15 protein-coding genes and 2 pseudogenes are annotated in these 15,536 nt (G+C 66.4%); 12 read left to right on the plus strand and 5 right to left on the minus strand.

Translation table 11 applies throughout. The features are described from left to right. The first annotated feature begins 133 nt into the window (after nt 1-133). From NCR34_RS17740 to NCR34_RS17750, 3 genes are read left to right on the plus strand one after another with little or no spacing between them, the layout of a single operon-like run. Nucleotides 134-1,279, plus strand: coding sequence for an HPP family protein (locus tag NCR34_RS17740; protein WP_250500747.1), 1,146 nt, complete (start codon nt 134-136; stop codon nt 1,277-1,279). Between the two features lie 7 nt (nt 1,280-1,286). Next, nucleotides 1,287-1,697 (plus strand): MarR family winged helix-turn-helix transcriptional regulator, encoded by a 411-nt coding sequence (locus tag NCR34_RS17745; protein WP_175941602.1) that lies wholly within the window; start codon nt 1,287-1,289, stop codon nt 1,695-1,697. A 29-nt stretch (nt 1,698-1,726) separates the two neighbouring features. Further along, nucleotides 1,727-3,502 (plus strand): chloride channel protein, encoded by a 1,776-nt coding sequence (locus NCR34_RS17750; RefSeq protein ID WP_250500722.1) that lies wholly within the window; start codon nt 1,727-1,729, stop codon nt 3,500-3,502. Nucleotides 3,503-3,505: 3 nt separating this feature from the next. On the opposite strand, the gene NCR34_RS17755 is transcribed toward NCR34_RS17750, so the two are convergent. Then, nucleotides 3,506-3,643 carry a hypothetical protein gene (locus NCR34_RS17755; RefSeq protein ID WP_250500723.1) on the minus strand — a complete coding sequence of 46 codons (138 nt, stop codon included), beginning with the start codon at nt 3,641-3,643 and terminating at the stop codon, nt 3,506-3,508. A gap of 414 nt (nt 3,644-4,057) precedes the next feature. Between NCR34_RS17755 and NCR34_RS17760 the strand changes: the two genes are divergently transcribed. The 7 genes from NCR34_RS17760 to acuI all read left to right on the plus strand — a co-directional run bounded on the left by NCR34_RS17760 (nt 4,058) and on the right by acuI (nt 8,586). Next, nucleotides 4,058-4,627 (plus strand): hypothetical protein, encoded by a 570-nt coding sequence (locus tag NCR34_RS17760; RefSeq protein ID WP_248322405.1) that lies wholly within the window; start codon nt 4,058-4,060, stop codon nt 4,625-4,627. Between the two features lie 258 nt (nt 4,628-4,885). Beyond that, complete coding sequence (locus NCR34_RS17765) at nt 4,886-5,245, plus strand: winged helix-turn-helix domain-containing protein (RefSeq protein ID WP_175941611.1); 360 nt, start codon at nt 4,886-4,888, stop codon at nt 5,243-5,245. Nucleotides 5,246-5,310: 65 nt separating this feature from the next. Next, the gene (locus NCR34_RS17770) at nt 5,311-6,249 is read left to right on the plus strand and encodes an aldo/keto reductase (protein ID WP_250500724.1); all 939 of its coding nucleotides are present in this window, start codon (nt 5,311-5,313) and stop codon (nt 6,247-6,249) included. A gap of 24 nt (nt 6,250-6,273) precedes the next feature. Beyond that, nucleotides 6,274-6,696 carry a DUF1810 domain-containing protein gene (locus NCR34_RS17775; protein ID WP_250500725.1) on the plus strand — a complete coding sequence of 141 codons (423 nt, stop codon included), beginning with the start codon at nt 6,274-6,276 and terminating at the stop codon, nt 6,694-6,696. A gap of 58 nt (nt 6,697-6,754) precedes the next feature. Beyond that, nucleotides 6,755-6,970 (plus strand): hypervirulence associated TUDOR domain-containing protein, encoded by a 216-nt coding sequence (locus NCR34_RS17780; protein WP_250500726.1) that lies wholly within the window; start codon nt 6,755-6,757, stop codon nt 6,968-6,970. Nucleotides 6,971-7,098: 128 nt separating this feature from the next. Continuing rightward, nucleotides 7,099-7,536: a PRC-barrel domain-containing protein gene (locus NCR34_RS17785; protein ID WP_248322408.1), complete on the plus strand. Its 438-nt coding sequence runs from the start codon at nt 7,099-7,101 to the stop codon at nt 7,534-7,536. Between the two features lie 66 nt (nt 7,537-7,602). Next, nucleotides 7,603-8,586: an acrylyl-CoA reductase (NADPH) gene (gene acuI, locus NCR34_RS17790; protein ID WP_250500727.1), complete on the plus strand. Its 984-nt coding sequence runs from the start codon at nt 7,603-7,605 to the stop codon at nt 8,584-8,586. Nucleotides 8,587-8,610: 24 nt separating this feature from the next. On the opposite strand, the gene NCR34_RS17795 is transcribed toward acuI, so the two are convergent. Beyond that, a complete protein-coding gene (locus tag NCR34_RS17795; RefSeq protein ID WP_250500728.1) occupies nt 8,611-10,290 on the minus strand; it encodes a methyl-accepting chemotaxis protein in 1,680 nt (559 codons plus the stop codon). A 229-nt stretch (nt 10,291-10,519) separates the two neighbouring features. On the opposite strand from NCR34_RS17795, the gene NCR34_RS17800 reads away from it, so the two are divergent. Further along, nucleotides 10,520-11,782: an aminotransferase class V-fold PLP-dependent enzyme gene (locus NCR34_RS17800; protein ID WP_250500729.1), complete on the plus strand. Its 1,263-nt coding sequence runs from the start codon at nt 10,520-10,522 to the stop codon at nt 11,780-11,782. An 878-nt stretch (nt 11,783-12,660) separates the two neighbouring features. On the opposite strand, the pseudogene NCR34_RS17805 reads toward NCR34_RS17800, so the two are convergent. Continuing rightward, nucleotides 12,661-13,509: pseudogene (locus NCR34_RS17805) on the minus strand (NAD-dependent protein deacetylase); the annotation flags it as partial. Between the two features lie 180 nt (nt 13,510-13,689). Here NCR34_RS17805 and NCR34_RS17810 point away from each other — a divergent pair. After that, nucleotides 13,690-14,700, plus strand: coding sequence for a zinc-binding alcohol dehydrogenase family protein (locus tag NCR34_RS17810; RefSeq protein WP_206468337.1), 1,011 nt, complete (start codon nt 13,690-13,692; stop codon nt 14,698-14,700). A gap of 139 nt (nt 14,701-14,839) precedes the next feature. Here NCR34_RS17810 and NCR34_RS17815 read toward each other — a convergent pair whose 3' ends face one another. Then, the gene (locus NCR34_RS17815; protein ID WP_250500731.1) at nt 14,840-15,241 is read right to left on the minus strand and encodes a GFA family protein; all 402 of its coding nucleotides are present in this window, start codon (nt 15,239-15,241) and stop codon (nt 14,840-14,842) included. Nucleotides 15,242-15,306: 65 nt separating this feature from the next. Then, nucleotides 15,307-15,536: pseudogene (locus NCR34_RS17820) on the minus strand (hypothetical protein); the annotation flags it as partial.

The raw sequence follows: 15,536 nt of genomic DNA on the forward strand, positions 1-15,536 counted from the left end.
CGCGCGAGCGTTCATCGTACCCGAGCCGATGTCGCCGCGACACTTTGTATCACGTTGCGATACAATTTCACGCTTCGCCGCGTTACCGACGCGCGATTCATTGAACCTCTCACAAGAACTCCTCGCTGAAAACGTGTCGCGCACCGTCCTCTTACGCTGGTTACATGGCTTCCTTCCCGCTCCCGTCACGCTTAGATGGACCGAACGGCTGCGCGCGGGCGCGGGCGCGCTCATCGGCATTGCGCTGACGGGCGGCATCGCGCGTCTGCTCGTCGGCGATAGCGCGGCAATCCCGTTCCTGATCGCGCCGATGGGCGCGTCCGCCGTGCTGCTCTTCGCCGTGCCCGCGAGTCCGCTCGCGCAGCCGTGGTCGATCATCGGCGGCAATCTCGTGTCGGCGATCGTGGGCGTGTCGTGCGCCGCGCTGATCCACGATCCCGTCGATGCCGCCGCGCTCGCCATCGCGCTCGCCATCTGCGGGATGTTCGCGCTGCGCTGCGTGCATCCGCCTTCGGGCGCGGTGGCGCTGACCGCGGTGCTCGGCGGCCCGTCGATCCACGCGCTCGGCTACGGCTTCGTGCTCGCGCCGGTGGCCATCCAGTCGGCGGCGCTGCTGTGCTCGGCCATCGTCTATCACGCGCTGACGGGGCACCGTTATCCGCACGTCGCGCAGGCGTCGCCGAAAGCGCCGGACGGCGCGGCTTTCACGCGCGCCGATCTCGAAGCCGTGCTCGCGCGTCGCAGCGAAATGCTCGACGTCGATCCGGACGATCTCGAAGCGCTGCTGCGCGAAACGCAGCTGCAGGCCTACGCGCGCCGCTTCACCGAATTCAGCTGCGCGGACATCATGTCGCGCGGCGTCGTGTCCGTGACGCCCGACACCACGGTCGACGAGGCGCTCGCGCTGCTCGCCCGGCATCGCGTGAAGGCGCTGCCGGTGATCGACATGACGCGGCGCGTGCGCGGCATCGTCACTCGAGCGGACCTCGCGCCCGCGCACCGGTCCGCGCCGCGCGATGCTTTCGCGCGCGCCGTCGAGCGCATCATGCGCGGCCCGTCGCAAGCGCCGGCGCGCGTCGGCTCGCTAATGACCACCGATGTCTGCACGATCGACTCGCGCACGCCCATCGCGGAACTCGTGCCGATGTTCGCGGACTTCGGGCACCACCACATTCCGGTGGTCGATCACAACGAGCGCCTGCTCGGCATGATCACTGAAACCGATCTGATCTCGGGGCTGTATCGCCAGAGCTTCGCGAGCGAGCGCAAGAGCGCCTGAAAAAACGATGAAAAACGCACGCACCCTGACCAAGCCGGACTTCGAGCAGCTTTCCGAATTCCGCTATCAGATGCGCCGCTTCGAGCGGTTCTCGGAGCGCGCCGCGCAGGAAGAAGGCATCACGCCGCTGCAATACCTGCTGCTTCTGCACATCAAGGGCTTTCCCGGCCGCGCGTGGGCGACGGTCGGCGAGTTGGCCGAGCGATTGCAATCGCATCACCACGGCGTCGTGGCGCTCGTCACGCGCTGTGAAGCGCTCGGGCTCGTGCGACGCGAGCAGAGCGCGGAGGATCGCCGGCAAGTGCAAGTGCATCTCGAAGCGCGCGGCGAGCAGGTGCTCGCGCGCCTCGCGGCGCTGCATCGCGCGGAGTTGAAATCGCTCGACGGCGCGTTCCGCGTCCCGCAAATCGATCTCTGAGTCTCGCGGAGTTTTCTGGAGTGACAGGCATGAACCATCATAAACGCGACTTTTCCGTGAACGACCGGCTGCTGCGCATCTGCGGGCTCGCGGCCGTGATCGGCGGCATCAGCACGCTTGCGGCGGTCGTGCTGCTCGCGCTCATTCATCTCTTCACGAATCTGTTCTTCTTCCAGACCTTCTCCATCGAGGATCGCTCGCCCGCGCTCCATACGCTTGGGGCCTGGGTCATCGTGATTCCGGTGATCGGCGGGCTGATCGTCGGACTGATGGCGCGCTTCGGCTCCGAGAAGATTCGCGGCCACGGCATTCCCGAAGCGATCGAAGCGATTCTGTTCGGCAAGAGCCGCATGTCGCCGAAAGTGGCGGTTCTGAAGCCGCTGTCCTCCGGCATCGTGATCGGCAGCGGCGGGCCGTTCGGCGCTGAAGGCCCGATCATCATGACGGGCGGCGCGCTCGGCTCGCTGATCGCGCAGTGCATCGACGTGACGGCCGCCGAGCGCAAGACGCTGCTCGTGGCGGGCGCGGCGGCGGGCATGACCGCCGTGTTCGGCACGCCGGTCGCGGCGGTTCTGCTCGCGGTGGAACTGCTGCTTTTCGAATGGCGGCCGCGCAGTTTTCTGCCCGTGGCGCTCGCGTGCGCCGTAGCCGGCTTCGCGCGGGCATTCGTGTTCGGCACCGGCGCGCTATTCCCGATGCAAACGCAGCCGCCGCACATGATTTCGCTGCTGTCGTGCCTCGTCGCGGGGCTGTTGTCTGGCGTGCTCGCGTCGGGTCTGTCGGCGGCGCTCTACAAGCTCGAAGATGCGTTCGGCAAGCTCCCGCTGCACTGGATGTGGTGGCCGGCCATCGGCGGCGTCGTGGTCGGCATCGGCGGATATCTGGAGCCGCGCGCGCTCGGCGTCGGCTATGACGTGATCGGCGATCTGCTGCATCAGCACATCGCCATTCAGGTGGCGCTCGCGATTCTGGCCGTGAAAGCGGTGATCTGGGTCGTGGCGCTCGCGTCCGGCACGTCGGGCGGCGTGCTCGCGCCGCTCTTGATGCTCGGCGCGGGCCTCGGCACCGTGCTCGGCGCGGTCTTGCCGGGCCACGACACCGCGCTCTGGCCGCTCGTCTGCATGGCCGCGACGCTCGGCGCGACACTCGGCGCGCCGCTCACCGCCATCGTCTTCGCATTCGGCCTCACGCACGACAGCAACGCGCTCCTGCCGCTGCTGGCGGCGACGCTCGTCGCGCACGGCTTCGCCACCGTGGTGATGCGCCGCTCGATCATGACGGAGAAGATCGCGCGGCGCGGCTATCACATCTATCGCGAATACGGGGTGGACCCGCTGGAGCGTCACCACGTCGATGAAGTGATGACGCGCGACGTGAACACCATCGACGCCGCGACGCCGCTCGCTGACGTGCTCGCGCGGCATTTCGGGCCGCAGCAGGCGCACCGCGCGTATCCGGTCGTGCGCGACGGGGCGCTCGTCGGCATGCTGGATCGCGCGGCACTGGCGGCGCTCGGCGAGGCGTCGCACGCGGGCGCCGTCACCATCGGCGAGGCGCTCACGCAGAGAAACGAAGCCGCGCCAGCCGTCGCGCTGCCCGGCGAACCGTGTCGTCTGGCTGCCACGCGCCTTGCCGTGCATGACCTGGAACGCCTGCCGGTCGTGGCGGACAAGGCGTCGATGCGGCTTGTCGGCATCGTCTCGCGCAGCGATCTCGTGAAGCCGGCGCGCGCGCATTTCGACGAAGAGCACCAACGCGAACGCTTCCGCGGCTTTCGGCGCGCTCAGGCGTTGCGCAAGCCTTAAGCGTCATCGGACGCGGCAAAAGCGATGCAGGTCCGCCTGCAATTCCGCGGGCGGATGCGACCAGTCGCCGAGCTGCGTCTGCCGGTAGAGACGCATGGACGGATACCACCGCGTGAACTGAAAGCGGAACACGTCCGACATCGGAGAGCGAAGGCCACGCTTCGGCCTCGGCGTACATGCCGAGACAGTTCATGTCGATGCGCATCTGCCCCACCCGCCCACCGCCGGCATCGGGCTGCGGCGATCTGGCGCAGCATGGCTTGCGCTTCGGGCGCCCGCCGTGCCATACGTAATGCGCGAACATTGTCGATAGTGACCCGAAGTTGAGCGTCGGATTGAACGTGCATTCTCTGAACGAGAACGAATGACAGCGCACGACGCCAGTTCGGCTGCTTCTTTCAATGTAATAAAAGGTGCCGACTTAATTGATAGGCGTGTTGCAGCGGGAATCGATCAATAAAATAACGCTGCTTGTCTGCGATTTGCGCATATCAGCCGAACTGAAAGTCGCACTTTAGCGCGACTCGCGCCGTTGCCTCACCGTTATCACATGTCATGGAATATCTTCGTCAACGCGTGCCGATAATCGCGGGCACGGCCGCGCTCTTTCTCATCACGCTTGTCGGAAATGAATTACTGTTTCCGCATTCCGAGTACGTGCCCGGCGCTAACTGGATTTATCTGCCGGCGGGAATGCGCTTGCTCTGTACGCTGCTCTTCGGAGAAGCCGGCGCAATAGGCATGCTGTGCGCAGCCTGGTTGAGTTGCGTCTTTCTGTATTTTCCGCACGATCCGGTGCGCTCGCTTTTTTACGGCACCATTTCGGCACTCGCGCCCTATCTCATCTATCTGTTCGCGACTGGCGCGCTCGGCTTGCGCACGTCGTTATCGAACTTGACGGCGAAGCGTCTTCTTTTACTGATTTTGCTGTATTCGATTGCCAGTCCGGCGCTGCATCAGATATGGCTCGCCATGCATGGCGAAGCCGCGGGCGCGGGCAAGCGCTTCGTGGTCATGGTGGTGGGAGATTTGTCCGGCAGTCTGATCGTGATTTACGCAATCAAACTGGCGTTATGGGTGATGGTGACGGTCCCGCCGTTGCGGCGGCGTTTGAGCGACTCGTGAACCGACTCGTGAACCGCGCGAAGGATGACGCCGCCCGGCTCGAATACCGGGCGGCGCCTGTTTTCACTGCTTCTCATCTCTCTCAGGTTCTCGCGTAGCAATCAGCCATATGCAGCAATTCATTGCCAACTCGATTACTTCGCATCATAGCATTTGCTTATCAGCTTGATAAGTTTTTTTGTGGACGAAGCGCCACACGCAGACAAGTATGATTCAGTGCACTACGATGTCAAATTCCCTGGACGCTGGAGCAAGCGCATGACAATGACGAAGAAACCGCTCGTCGACGCTTACTTTCGCTTTCTGAATCTCGCGCAGGCCGTGCAGGCGCTGCCTTCCGTGCCGAAGCTCGACGCGGCCGAGGAGCGCCTTCTCGAAGCGCTGACGGCGGCCTGGCACGCGGGCCGCACGCTGACGGTCACCGAAACAATGGCGCTGTCGGTCGCCGGCGCGCCCGCCACCGTCCACCGCAAGCTCACGCGCCTCAAACAGCAAGGTCTCGTCACGCTCGATGAAACCGGCGCGGACTTGCGCACGAAATCGGTGGTGCCGACCGCCAAGGCGCTCGCCTACTTCGAAAAACTCGCCGCGTGCCTGGAGGAAGCGAGAAAGAAGTAGCGCGCGGGTCGGCGCCGCGCGGTTTATTCTGTGGCTCCTGCACAACGAAAGCGGGAGTCCGAGCCATGAAGCCTCTCAACGCGCGGCGCTCGCCCGGCCGGCGCGACTTCCTGCGCGCGACCGCGGCCGCCGCGCTCGCCCTGCCCGGCGCTGGCGCATTCGCCGCGGACACGGCCATCGAGCCGATGCACAAACGCCCGATTCCCTCGACCGGCGAGGCATTGCCGGTCGTCGGATGCGGCACCTGGCGAACGTTCGATGTCGGCAACGACGCCGACCGCCGCCGCGAACTCGCCGACGTGCTGCGCGTGCTGTTCGCGGCGGGCGGCTCGGTCATCGATTCCTCGCCGATGTACGGCAGCTCCGAAGCGGTCGCCGGCGCGCTGCTCACCGAACTGCACGCGCGCGACAAGGCGTTCATCGCGACCAAGGTCTGGACCGAAGGCCGCGAGGAAGGCATCGCGCAAATGGAGCAGTCGATGCTGCGCCTCGCCGCGCCCCGCATCGACCTGATGCAGATCCACAATCTCCTCGACTGGCGCACGCAGCTTGCCACCCTGCGCGACTGGAAAGCCGCCGGGCGCGTGCGCTATCTCGGCATCACGCACTACACGTCGAGCGCCTTCCCGCAGGTCGAAGCCGTGTTGCGCGCCGAGCGCGTCGACTTCGTGCAGATCAATTACGCCGCCAACGACCGCGACGCCGAAGCGCGCCTCTTGCCGCTCGCGGCGGACCGCGGCGTCGCGGTGATCGTCAACCAGCCGTTCGGCGGCGGGTCGCTGCTCGCCGAACTGCGCGGCAAGCCGCTGCCGCCTTTCGCAGCGGAACTCGGCTGCGCGAGCTGGGCACAGCTTCTGCTCAAGTTCGTGCTGGGCAATCCGGCGGTCACGTGCGTCATTCCGGGCACGGGCCGCCGCGAGTACATGATCGACAACGTTCACGCGGGCATCGGCGTCTATCCGGATGCGGCGCTGAAACGGCGAATCCAGGAAGCCGTCGCGTGACGTTCAACGGGAGAAAGACAATCGATGGGCGATCCGTTCAACCTGCAACGCTTCGTGAGTGCGCAGGAAAGCATCATCGATGAAGCGCGCGCCGAGTTGTCGGCCGGCCGCAAACGCACGCACTGGATGTGGTTCGTGTTTCCGCAGATCGCCGGGCTCGGGCACAGCCCGATGGCGCAGCGTTACGCGATTCAGTCGCTTGCCGAGGCGCAGGCGTATCTCGCGCATCCGGTGCTGGGCGCGCGGCTCGTCGAACTGACGCGCATCGTCAATGGCGTCGAGGGGCGCAGCGTCGAGGACATTTTCGGCTATCCGGACCACATGAAATTCCATTCGTCGATGACGCTGTTCGCGCGCGCCGCGCCCGACGAGCCGATCTTCGACGAAACGCTGCGCCGCCATTTCGACGGCCAGCCGGACGAAGCGACGCTCATGCGCCTGCGCTGATTCGGGCTACAGGCATGGCCGTTGCAGCAGGCGCATGTCTACTTCAACGGAGCCCGACATGAGCCGATCGCTGAAAGTCCACGACCACGTGAGCTGGAACACGCCGCAGGGCGAAACCACGGGCCGCGTGGTGCGCGTCATTTCCGAGCGCACCACCCTCGACGGTCACACGGTCAACGCGTCGAAAGACGATCCCCACTACGAAGTCGAAAGCGACAAGAGCGGCAAGCGCGCGGTCCATAAAGGCAACGCGCTCAAGCACCTATCGCACTGAGTGGCGGAAGAAAGAAAAGAGCGGCGGCGCGGTTCATGCAAAAGCCCCGGGAAACGGTCAAACTGCTACCGCGCCGTCCATTGCGCCTTTTCGCAGAACCGTCTTGCCAAATCTTTTGAGGAATCGATATGAACTTGAAACTCGTGGCATCGCTCTTCGCTTCGTCGGCCATCGGCCTTGCTTCCACCTCTTCGTTCGCGCAGGTCGCGGGCGCGCAGCCGCTCGGCGTGTCCGTCCAGGTCTCGACCGCGATCATCGACGGATGGAGCGTCAAGAAGTCGATCCTGAACAAGCCTGTCGTCAATGACGAAGGCGCGCGCGTCGGCGTGATCCACGACATCATCATCGCGCCCGACCATTCGGTCTCGTTCGCGATCATCGCGGCCAATCAGTTCCTCGGCGTGTCGCACCACGACGTGGCGATTCCGATCGAGCAGTTCGACGTGAAGAACGGCAAGCTCGTGCTGCCGGGCGCGACCAAGGACGCCATCAAGGCGCTGCCCGAATTCCAGTACTCGAAGGTGAAGTCCACGCCGGCGCCGCGCGCCGACGCCGAACATCACTGACGTGGTAACTGAATGACGCAGCGGCGCGGCCGCCGCTGCATCCCTCTTACGTTCGACGGAACTCCCATGTTCAACGCGCTGCTGCTCGACAAACAGGACGACCGCACGGTTGCGTCGATTCAGTCAATCGACGAGTCGCGTTTGCCGCAGGGCGACGTGCTCGTGCGCATCGAATATTCGACACTCAATTACAAGGACGCGCTCGCGATCACGGGCAAGGGACCGGTCGTGCGCACCTTTCCGATGGTGCCCGGCATCGACTTCGCGGGCGTCGTCGAGGAGAGCACGCACGCGGATTACAAGCCGGGCGATCTCGTCGTGATGAACGGCTGGGGCGCGGGCGAAACGCACTGGGGCGGTCTCGCGCAGAAGGCGCGCGTGCCGGCCGGGCATCTGATTCCGCTCGCAGCGGGCATCACGACGCGTCAGGCGATGGCCGTCGGCACGGCCGGCTATACGGCGATGCTCTGCGTGCAGGCTTTGGAGCAGCACGGCGTCGCGCCCGGCGATGGCGACGTGCTCGTGACCGGCGCGAACGGCGGCGTCGGCAGCTTCGCGGTGGCGATTCTCGCCAAGCGCGGCTATCGCGTCTTGGCATCGACGGGCCGGCCGGAGGAAGCGGCGCGGCTTCGCGAGCTCGGCGCGGCGGATATCGTCGACAGACAGACGTTGTCCGGGCCGGGCAAGCCGCTGCAGAAGGAGCGGTTCGCGGCGGCGGTGGATTGCGTCGGCAGCCACACGCTCGCCAACGTCTGCGCGAGCTTGCGATACGGCGGCGCGGTCGCCGCGTGCGGGCTCGCTCAGGGCATGGATTTTCCGGCGACGGTCGCGCCGTTCATTCTGCGCGGCGTCGCGCTGCTCGGCGTCGATAGCGTCTACGTGCCGCGCGAACGGCGCATCGCGGCGTGGAATGCGATTGCGGCGGACGTGCCTGTGGAGACCATCGAGCGCGTCGCGAGCACCATTTCGCTCGCCGATGCGCCGGAAAGCGCGGCGAGCCTGCTGCGCGGCGAGATCAAAGGGCGCGTGATCGTGGATGTGAACGCGTGACCGCGGCGGCGGCGGTTGGCGCCGTCAGAACGTGCTCCATCCGCTCGCATCAGCTTCAGCGGTTGCCACTTCCTTGCGGACCGGCGCGGGCCGCGTTGCCTTGCGCGCGACGACCGGCGCAGGCGCCGCAACAGCCGAACCGCCCGCTTCGACGCTGAAGAACGCCATCACTTCGTTCAGCTTGCGTCCCTGTTCTTCGAGCGCCTGCGACGCGGCCGCCGCTTCCTCCACGAGCGACGCGTTCTGCTGCGTCACTTCGTCCATCTGCGTGATGGCCTGATTGATCTGCTCGATGCCGCGTCCCTGCTCCACCGACGCGGCCGCGATTTCCTCCATGATGTCGGTCACGCGCGCGACCGCCTGCGTGACTTCGCTCATCGTCGAGCCCGCTTCACCGGCGAGCGCCGAGCCGTCGCGCACCTTGTCGACCGACTCCGCGATCAGTTCCTTGATCTCCTTCGCCGCCGTCGCGGACCGCTGCGCCAGACTGCGCACTTCCGTTGCGACGACCGCGAAGCCGCGTCCCTGTTCGCCCGCGCGCGCCGCCTCGACCGCCGCGTTGAGCGCGAGAATGTTCGTCTGAAACGCGATGCCCTCGATCATCCCGGTGATCTCCGCGATCCGCGCCGAGCTGTCGCTGATGCCCTGCATCGTCGACACGACGCGGCCGACGTCATCGTTGCCCTTGCGCGCGACTTCCGACGCATTCGATGCCAGCGAGCTCGCCTGCTGCGCGTTGTCCGCGTTCTGACGAACCGTCGACGTGAGCTGCTCCATGCTGGCTGCCGTCTCCTGTAGCGACGCCGCCTGTTCTTCGGTGCGCTGGCTCAGGTCGGTATTGCCCACCGCGAGTTCCTTCGCCGCGCTGCCGACGGCACCGCCGCTTTCACGCACGAGGCTCACGGTATCGGTCAGGCGCGCGTTCATGTCGGCGAGCGCGCGCAGCAGATCGCCGGTTTCGTCCTTCGTCTCGGCGACGATCCGGCTGCGCAGATCGCCGCGCGCCACGGTCTGCGCGATCCTGACCGCTTCGGCAATCGGCGCGGTGATGGAACGCGTGACCGCGATGCCCGCGATCACAGCGAACAGCCCGCCGAACACGCTCAGCGCGAGCAGAAAGTCGCGCTGCGCCTGATAGTTCGCCTCGAATTGACGCACCATGTCGTCGCGGCGCACCTTCGTGTAGGCCGCGTAGTCTTCGGTCGCCTTCACGAGGCGCGCGAGCAGCGGGCGGCAATCCTCGTCGAGTTTCAACACGGCCTCGTCGTGACGGCCCGCGAGCGCGAGCGCTTCGATGGCGGTCGCAACCGGGCCGTACAGCGCCTCGACGCGCGTCATTTCGGCGACGAGACTGCGCGCCTTGTCGCTCGCGTCGCTTGCGGAGGCGATCATGTCCTGCAACTGCTTGAGGCGCGCCTGGACGTCCGCGTGCGCGCGCTCGACGTCGGCTTTCTCCAGTTCGACATCGGCCGGCTTCGTGACCAGCACGAGATTGCGCGCTGCGATGGCGCGGCGGTCGACGGCGGCGCGGACCTGCGCGGCCACGTCGGCGCGCGCGTTGATGCCGTGCACGTAATGCGCGAAGCCGTCGGTCGCCGTGGACAGCGCCCGCAGCGACATGCCCGCGACCAGCACGAGCAGCACGGCGAGCAATCCGAAGCCGGCAATCAGTTTGTTCTTGATGGTGACGTTGCGGAGATTCACGCTTGGGCTCTCTCAGGTCCGGAAATTCGTTGTGTGCATGGCGCTCACGCGCTTCGGCGTGAAAAAGCACGCGCGAACGTTTGCTGACGTCGCATCGTGCGTTCGTTTTTTATTACGGCGCGGCGAGCGCAGGTCTGAAGGGCTGGACCGGCGAATCGTCGATGCGCTGTCCATGGAGTGCCGGTCGCGCGATCGGCGATACTGACGCCTTTCCCCGCTCGATTTCCTCATGACCGATCCGCTCGATATCCGCACGCCCGAATTCGACGCCGCGTTGCGCGCGCTGCCGCCCACGCCTGCATCGTCCGCCGACGTCGCCACCGACGAGACCTACTGGGACGCCGTGCGCGCGCTGTATCGGCAGACGGATGCGGTCGTCAATCTGGAGAACGGCTACTGGGGCGCGATGGCCGAGCCGGTGAAGTCGGTGTTCCATCACTGGATCGACCGCCTGAATTTCGAAACGACGACGCTCGTGCGCCCGCATTGGGGCGCGATCCACGACGGCCTGCGCGAGCGCGTCGCGGCGGCGATGGGCTGCGGCGTCGACGAAATTGAACTGACGCGCAACGCGACCGAGGCGCTGCTCGCGCTCATCAGCGGCTACAACCGCCTGTCGCCGGGCGACACCGTGCTGTACAGCGATCTCGACTACCCGTGCGGCAAGGATGCGATGGAATGGCTGCGCGAGCGGCGCGGCGTGACGCCGGTGCGGATCACGATTCCCGAACCGCGCGCGAACGAGGATTTTCGCCGCGCGGTCATCGAAACTTACGCTGAAGCGCTGCGCCGGCATCCGCGAACGCGGCTCGTGCTGCTCTCGCACGTCTGCTTCGCCACCGGCCTCGTGATGCCTGTCGCGGAACTGTCGGCGCTGGCGAAAGAAGCAGGCGCGGACGTGATCGCCGATGCCGCGCATTCCTGGGGCGCGCTCGACTTCGACGTGCCCGCGCTCGATGTGCCATTCGCCGCGCTGAATCTGCACAAGTGGATCGGCGCGCCGCTCGGCTGCGGCGCGATCTTCATCCGCCGTGAACATCTGAACAACATCGATCCGTATCTGGGCGACCGCGCCTGGCCCGCCGACGACATCCGCTCGCGCGTGCATACCGGCTCGCCGAACTTCGCCGCGTGGGCCACGGTGCCGGCGGCGCTGGACTTGCACGCGCGCATCGGCGCACGTGCGAAGGAAGCGCGTCTGCGGGCGCTGCGCGATGCGTGGGTAAAGCCGGCGCGCGCGCTGCCGGGCGTGCGCATTCTGACGCCGGACGATCCGTCGATGGCGGTCGGCATCACCGCTTTCCGGCTCGACGGCCAGAGTGCCCGCGCGACGTGCGATGCGCTGCGCGAACGCTTCGGCATCTTCACGGTGACGCGGCCGGGTCCCGACGCGGGAGACGTGGTGCGCGTGACGCCCGCGCTGTTCTCGCGGATGTCGGATGCAAAGCGGTTGGCCGAGGCGCTCGGCGTGTTGTCGCGCGAGGCGAACTAGGCGGGGCGCGGCTTCGCTGATTGCGGATGGTGCATCGAGCCGTGCAATGAGGTCGCGTAGGCCTTCAGCGCGGGCGACGAAGGTTCAACATTTTCACAGTGACCCGGCCCGCGCGACGCCCGCGTTGTTCTCGCGGATGTCCGATGCCGAGCGGCTCGCCAAGACGCTTGGCGTGGCTTGGCGTGTTGCCGAACCAAGCGAGCTAGGCGGGCGCGGCTTCGCCGTCCACCGGCCTCGCGTCGACCCGCGCGATCAACATGCCCAGCCGCTCCGAGGTTGGCGCTTCCCCGTCAGCGCGCGAGGCAAGCTAGGCGGGCGCGGCCTGGCTGATTGCCAGCGCCCCGGACGGAGCACGACGCTTCCGCCTTCGCGCGGTCGGCGAAGGTTCGACATCTTCACCGCAACGCGGCCCGCGCTGTTCTAGCGGAGGTCGGATGCCGAGCGGCAGGCCGGTGCTCAGAGTGTTGTCGATAAGAAGCTAAGCGGGCGCGGCCTCGCTGCCTGCCGATCGCGCGTCGAGCCGCTCGATCAGCTCGCCCAGCGCCTCGGAGCACGACGCTTCCACCTTCGCGCGGTCAGCGAAGGTTCGACATCTTCACCGCAACGCGGCCCGCGCTGTTCTAGCGGAGGTCGGATGCCGAGCGGCAGGCCGGTGCTCAGAGTGTTGTCGATAAGAAGCTAAGCGGGCGCGGCCTCGCTGCCTGCCGATCGCGCGTCGAGCCGCTCGATCAGCTCGCCCAGCGCCTCGGAGCACGACGCTTCCACCTTCGCGCGGTCAGCGAAGGTTCGACATCTTCACCGCAACGCGGCCCGCGCTGTTCTAGCGGAGGTCGGATGCCGAGCGGCAGGCCGGTGCTCAGAGTGTTGTCGATAAGAAGCTAAGCGGGCGCGGCCTCGCTGCCTGCTGATCGCGCGTCGAGCCGCGCGATCAGTTCGCCCAGCGCCTCCGAGCACGGTGCTTCCACCTTCAGCGCGAGCAGCGCATCGGCGCGCGTCTTGCCGATGTTGATGGCCGCGATCGGCTTGCCGCTTTTCGCGGCCCACTCGCACAAGCGGTAGCCGGAATACACCATCAGCGACGAGCCGATCACGAGCATCGCGTCCGCGCCGTCGAGCGCGCTCGCCGCGTCCTGCACGATCTCGCGCGGCACGCCTTCGCCGAAGAAGACCACGTCCGGTTTGAGCAGCCCGCCGCAACGCGTGCAGCCGGGCACGTCGAACGCGCCGAAGTCCAGGTCTTCGATCAGCGCGTCGCCGTCCGGCACGGCAGGCGCCGTGTAGCCCACGAAGTCGGGATTCGCCGCTTCGAGCAGGCGTTGCACGTCCGCCCGCTCGTGCCGCGCGCCGCAGTCCATGCAGCGCACGCGGCCGATGTTCCCGTGCAGTTCGATCACGTCCGGATTTCCGGCGCGCGTGTGCAGTCCGTCGACGTTCTGCGTCACCAGCCGATGCACGCGCGAGCGGGCCGCCAGCGCCCGCACCGCGTGATGCGCCGCGTTGGGCCGCGCGCTCGCCACCACCGGCCAGCCGATCAGGCTGCGTGCCCAATAGCGCCGCCGCGCGTAATCGGAGTCGAGAAAGTCTTTGAGGAGAATCGGCGCGCGGCCGGTGCGCTGGCCTTCGCGATCGCGATAACAGGGAATGCCGGACTCGGTGCTGATGCCCGCGCCGGAAAGTACGAAGAGCCGCGGATGCCGCTCGACAAAGTCATGAAGTGAAAGCACGTGCTGTCCTTGGTGCGCAAAAAAACGCGCGGTAGTTGCCGGTGCGGTATCTTGAAAATATAAGGCTTAATGCCGACCGATGCACCGGCCTTACCACTTCGTCGATTCTGGAATTGGCTTGACCAAACGGCGGCGCGCCGATAGATTGATGCGCTGCCCCACCTTATTCGAACGAGAGACACGATGCTGACCGTCATCTGCGAAACCCCCGGCACCCTCAAGGCCGAAGAACGCGCGAAGCCGCAGCGCGCCGAGAACGAAGTGCTGCTGCGCGTGAAGCGCGTCGGCGTGTGCGGCACGGACCTGCACATCTTCACCGGGAATCAGCCGTATCTGTCGTATCCGCGCGTGATGGGCCACGAGTTGTCCGGCGTGATCGAGGAAGCGGACGCCGCGAGCGGCCTCAAAGCGGGCGATACCGTCTATGTGATGCCGTATCTGTCGTGCGGCAAGTGCATTGCGTGCCGTCAGGGCAAGACCAACTGCTGCGTCAACATTCAGGTGCTCGGCGTGCATCGCGACGGCGCGTTCACGGAATATCTGAATCTGCCCGCGCAATTCGTCCATAAGGCCGAAGGCGTCACGCTCGATCAGGCGGCGATGGTCGAATTTCTCGCGATCGGCGCGCATGCCGTGCGCCGCGCCGACGTGCAGCCGGGCCAGCGCGTGCTGGTGGTCGGCACGGGACCGATCGGGATGGCGGCGATCACGTTCTCGCGGCTGCGCGGCGCGAACGTCACCGCGCTGGATACGCGCGAGGACCGCCTCGCGTTCTGCAAGCGCGAACTCAAGGTGAACGCCACCGTGCAGATCGGCGAGCGCGACAAGGAGGAGTTGTCGCAACTGACGAACGGCGAGTTCTTCGACGTGGTGTTCGACGCGACCGGCAATTCGCGCGCGATGGAGCGCGGCTTCGAGTTCATCGCGCACGGCGGCAAGTACGTGCTCGTTTCGATCGTGCCGGACCGCATCTCCTTCGCCGATCCCGAGTTCCACAAGCGCGAGGCGACGCTGCTCGCGAGCCGCAATGCGACGCCCGAGGACTTCGAGACGGTGCTCGCCGCGATGCGCCGCGGCGACGTGCCGACGGATGCGCTCAACACGCATCGCATGGCGCTCAACGATGTGCCCGCGCAGTTTTCGTCGTTGCTGGACCCGAAGGCGGGCGTCGTGAAGGCGATCGTGGAGTGCTGAGGCGCTGATCTGGCCGGCTGCGCGTAGCGCGGCTGGCCTTGGGGGTGGCACATCGGTCTTGAAGTATTGCCCGCTACTGAGGCCGCGCCGTTTGCGCTGAAACGAACGGCGTCAACCCGATCGTAAAACTGCAGAACTGCTACTGAGGCCGGCTGCGCACGTAACGCGGCCGGCCTTGAGCGTCGTGCCACGGCTCGGCGGTATCGCGCCAGATCTCATACTCGGGCGGATACAGCCCGATCTCATCGAAGATGCCGGTCGGCACTTCGATCTCGGGCACGCCATCGAACGCGAGATAGACCGGCGAGCCGCACGTCGGACAGTGATGGCGGCGGCCCGTCGCGGAGCTTTCCCACCCGATGGTATCGCCGGACACCTCCACCGCGTCGCGCGCGAAAATCGCGTACACGCCGAACGGCGCGCCGTGGATGCGGCGGCACGTCATGCAGTGACACAGATTCACCTCGTTCGGCTCCGCGAACACGCGCACCCGAACCGCGCCACACGCGCAATGTCCTTCGTGAATGAATTGGCGGCTCATGCATCGCTCCCGGCGTTGCCTGCTTCGCCGCAATCTCGCGACGAAGCTCGAGCGCGCTCAGGCGCTCATCGCACGAAGTATCCGCGGTTTTGCATGCACTCGCTGTACGCGCGCCAGTAGCGGACCATCGGCGGCTCGGGCGGCGGAAGCGGCGGCATCTTCATGTCGCCGCTATAGAGCGCATGCGATGCGCCGCTCGCCATGCCCGGCATCGCCGGCATGCCTGCCATGCCCGTGCCTGCGGCGCCGGACGCCGCCATTGCCGCCGACGCGCCGCGCGGCGCCGATGCGCCCG

This window comes from Caballeronia sp. GAWG1-5s-s, from assembly GCF_023631445.1.
Taxonomy (GTDB): domain Bacteria; phylum Pseudomonadota; class Gammaproteobacteria; order Burkholderiales; family Burkholderiaceae; genus Caballeronia.

Excerpts from the sequence above, each read along its gene's own strand:
- NCR34_RS17745 (WP_175941602.1), top strand. The coding sequence starts at position 1,287 with ATGAAAAACGCACGCACCCTGACCAAGCCGGACTTCGAGCAGCTTTCC.
- NCR34_RS17750 (WP_250500722.1), top strand. The coding sequence starts at position 1,727 with ATGAACCATCATAAACGCGACTTTTCCGTGAACGACCGGCTGCTGCGC.
- NCR34_RS17755 (WP_250500723.1), bottom strand. The coding sequence starts at position 3,643 with ATGTCGGACGTGTTCCGCTTTCAGTTCACGCGGTGGTATCCGTCCATG.
- NCR34_RS17760 (WP_248322405.1), top strand. The coding sequence starts at position 4,058 with ATGGAATATCTTCGTCAACGCGTGCCGATAATCGCGGGCACGGCCGCG.
- NCR34_RS17765 (WP_175941611.1), top strand. The coding sequence starts at position 4,886 with ATGACAATGACGAAGAAACCGCTCGTCGACGCTTACTTTCGCTTTCTG.
- NCR34_RS17770 (WP_250500724.1), top strand. The coding sequence starts at position 5,311 with ATGAAGCCTCTCAACGCGCGGCGCTCGCCCGGCCGGCGCGACTTCCTG.
- NCR34_RS17775 (WP_250500725.1), top strand. The coding sequence starts at position 6,274 with ATGGGCGATCCGTTCAACCTGCAACGCTTCGTGAGTGCGCAGGAAAGC.
- NCR34_RS17780 (WP_250500726.1), top strand. The coding sequence starts at position 6,755 with ATGAGCCGATCGCTGAAAGTCCACGACCACGTGAGCTGGAACACGCCG.
- NCR34_RS17785 (WP_248322408.1), top strand. The coding sequence starts at position 7,099 with ATGAACTTGAAACTCGTGGCATCGCTCTTCGCTTCGTCGGCCATCGGC.
- acuI (WP_250500727.1), top strand. The coding sequence starts at position 7,603 with ATGTTCAACGCGCTGCTGCTCGACAAACAGGACGACCGCACGGTTGCG.
- NCR34_RS17800 (WP_250500729.1), top strand. The coding sequence starts at position 10,520 with ATGACCGATCCGCTCGATATCCGCACGCCCGAATTCGACGCCGCGTTG.
- NCR34_RS17810 (WP_206468337.1), top strand. The coding sequence starts at position 13,690 with ATGCTGACCGTCATCTGCGAAACCCCCGGCACCCTCAAGGCCGAAGAA.
- NCR34_RS17815 (WP_250500731.1), bottom strand. The coding sequence starts at position 15,241 with ATGAGCCGCCAATTCATTCACGAAGGACATTGCGCGTGTGGCGCGGTT.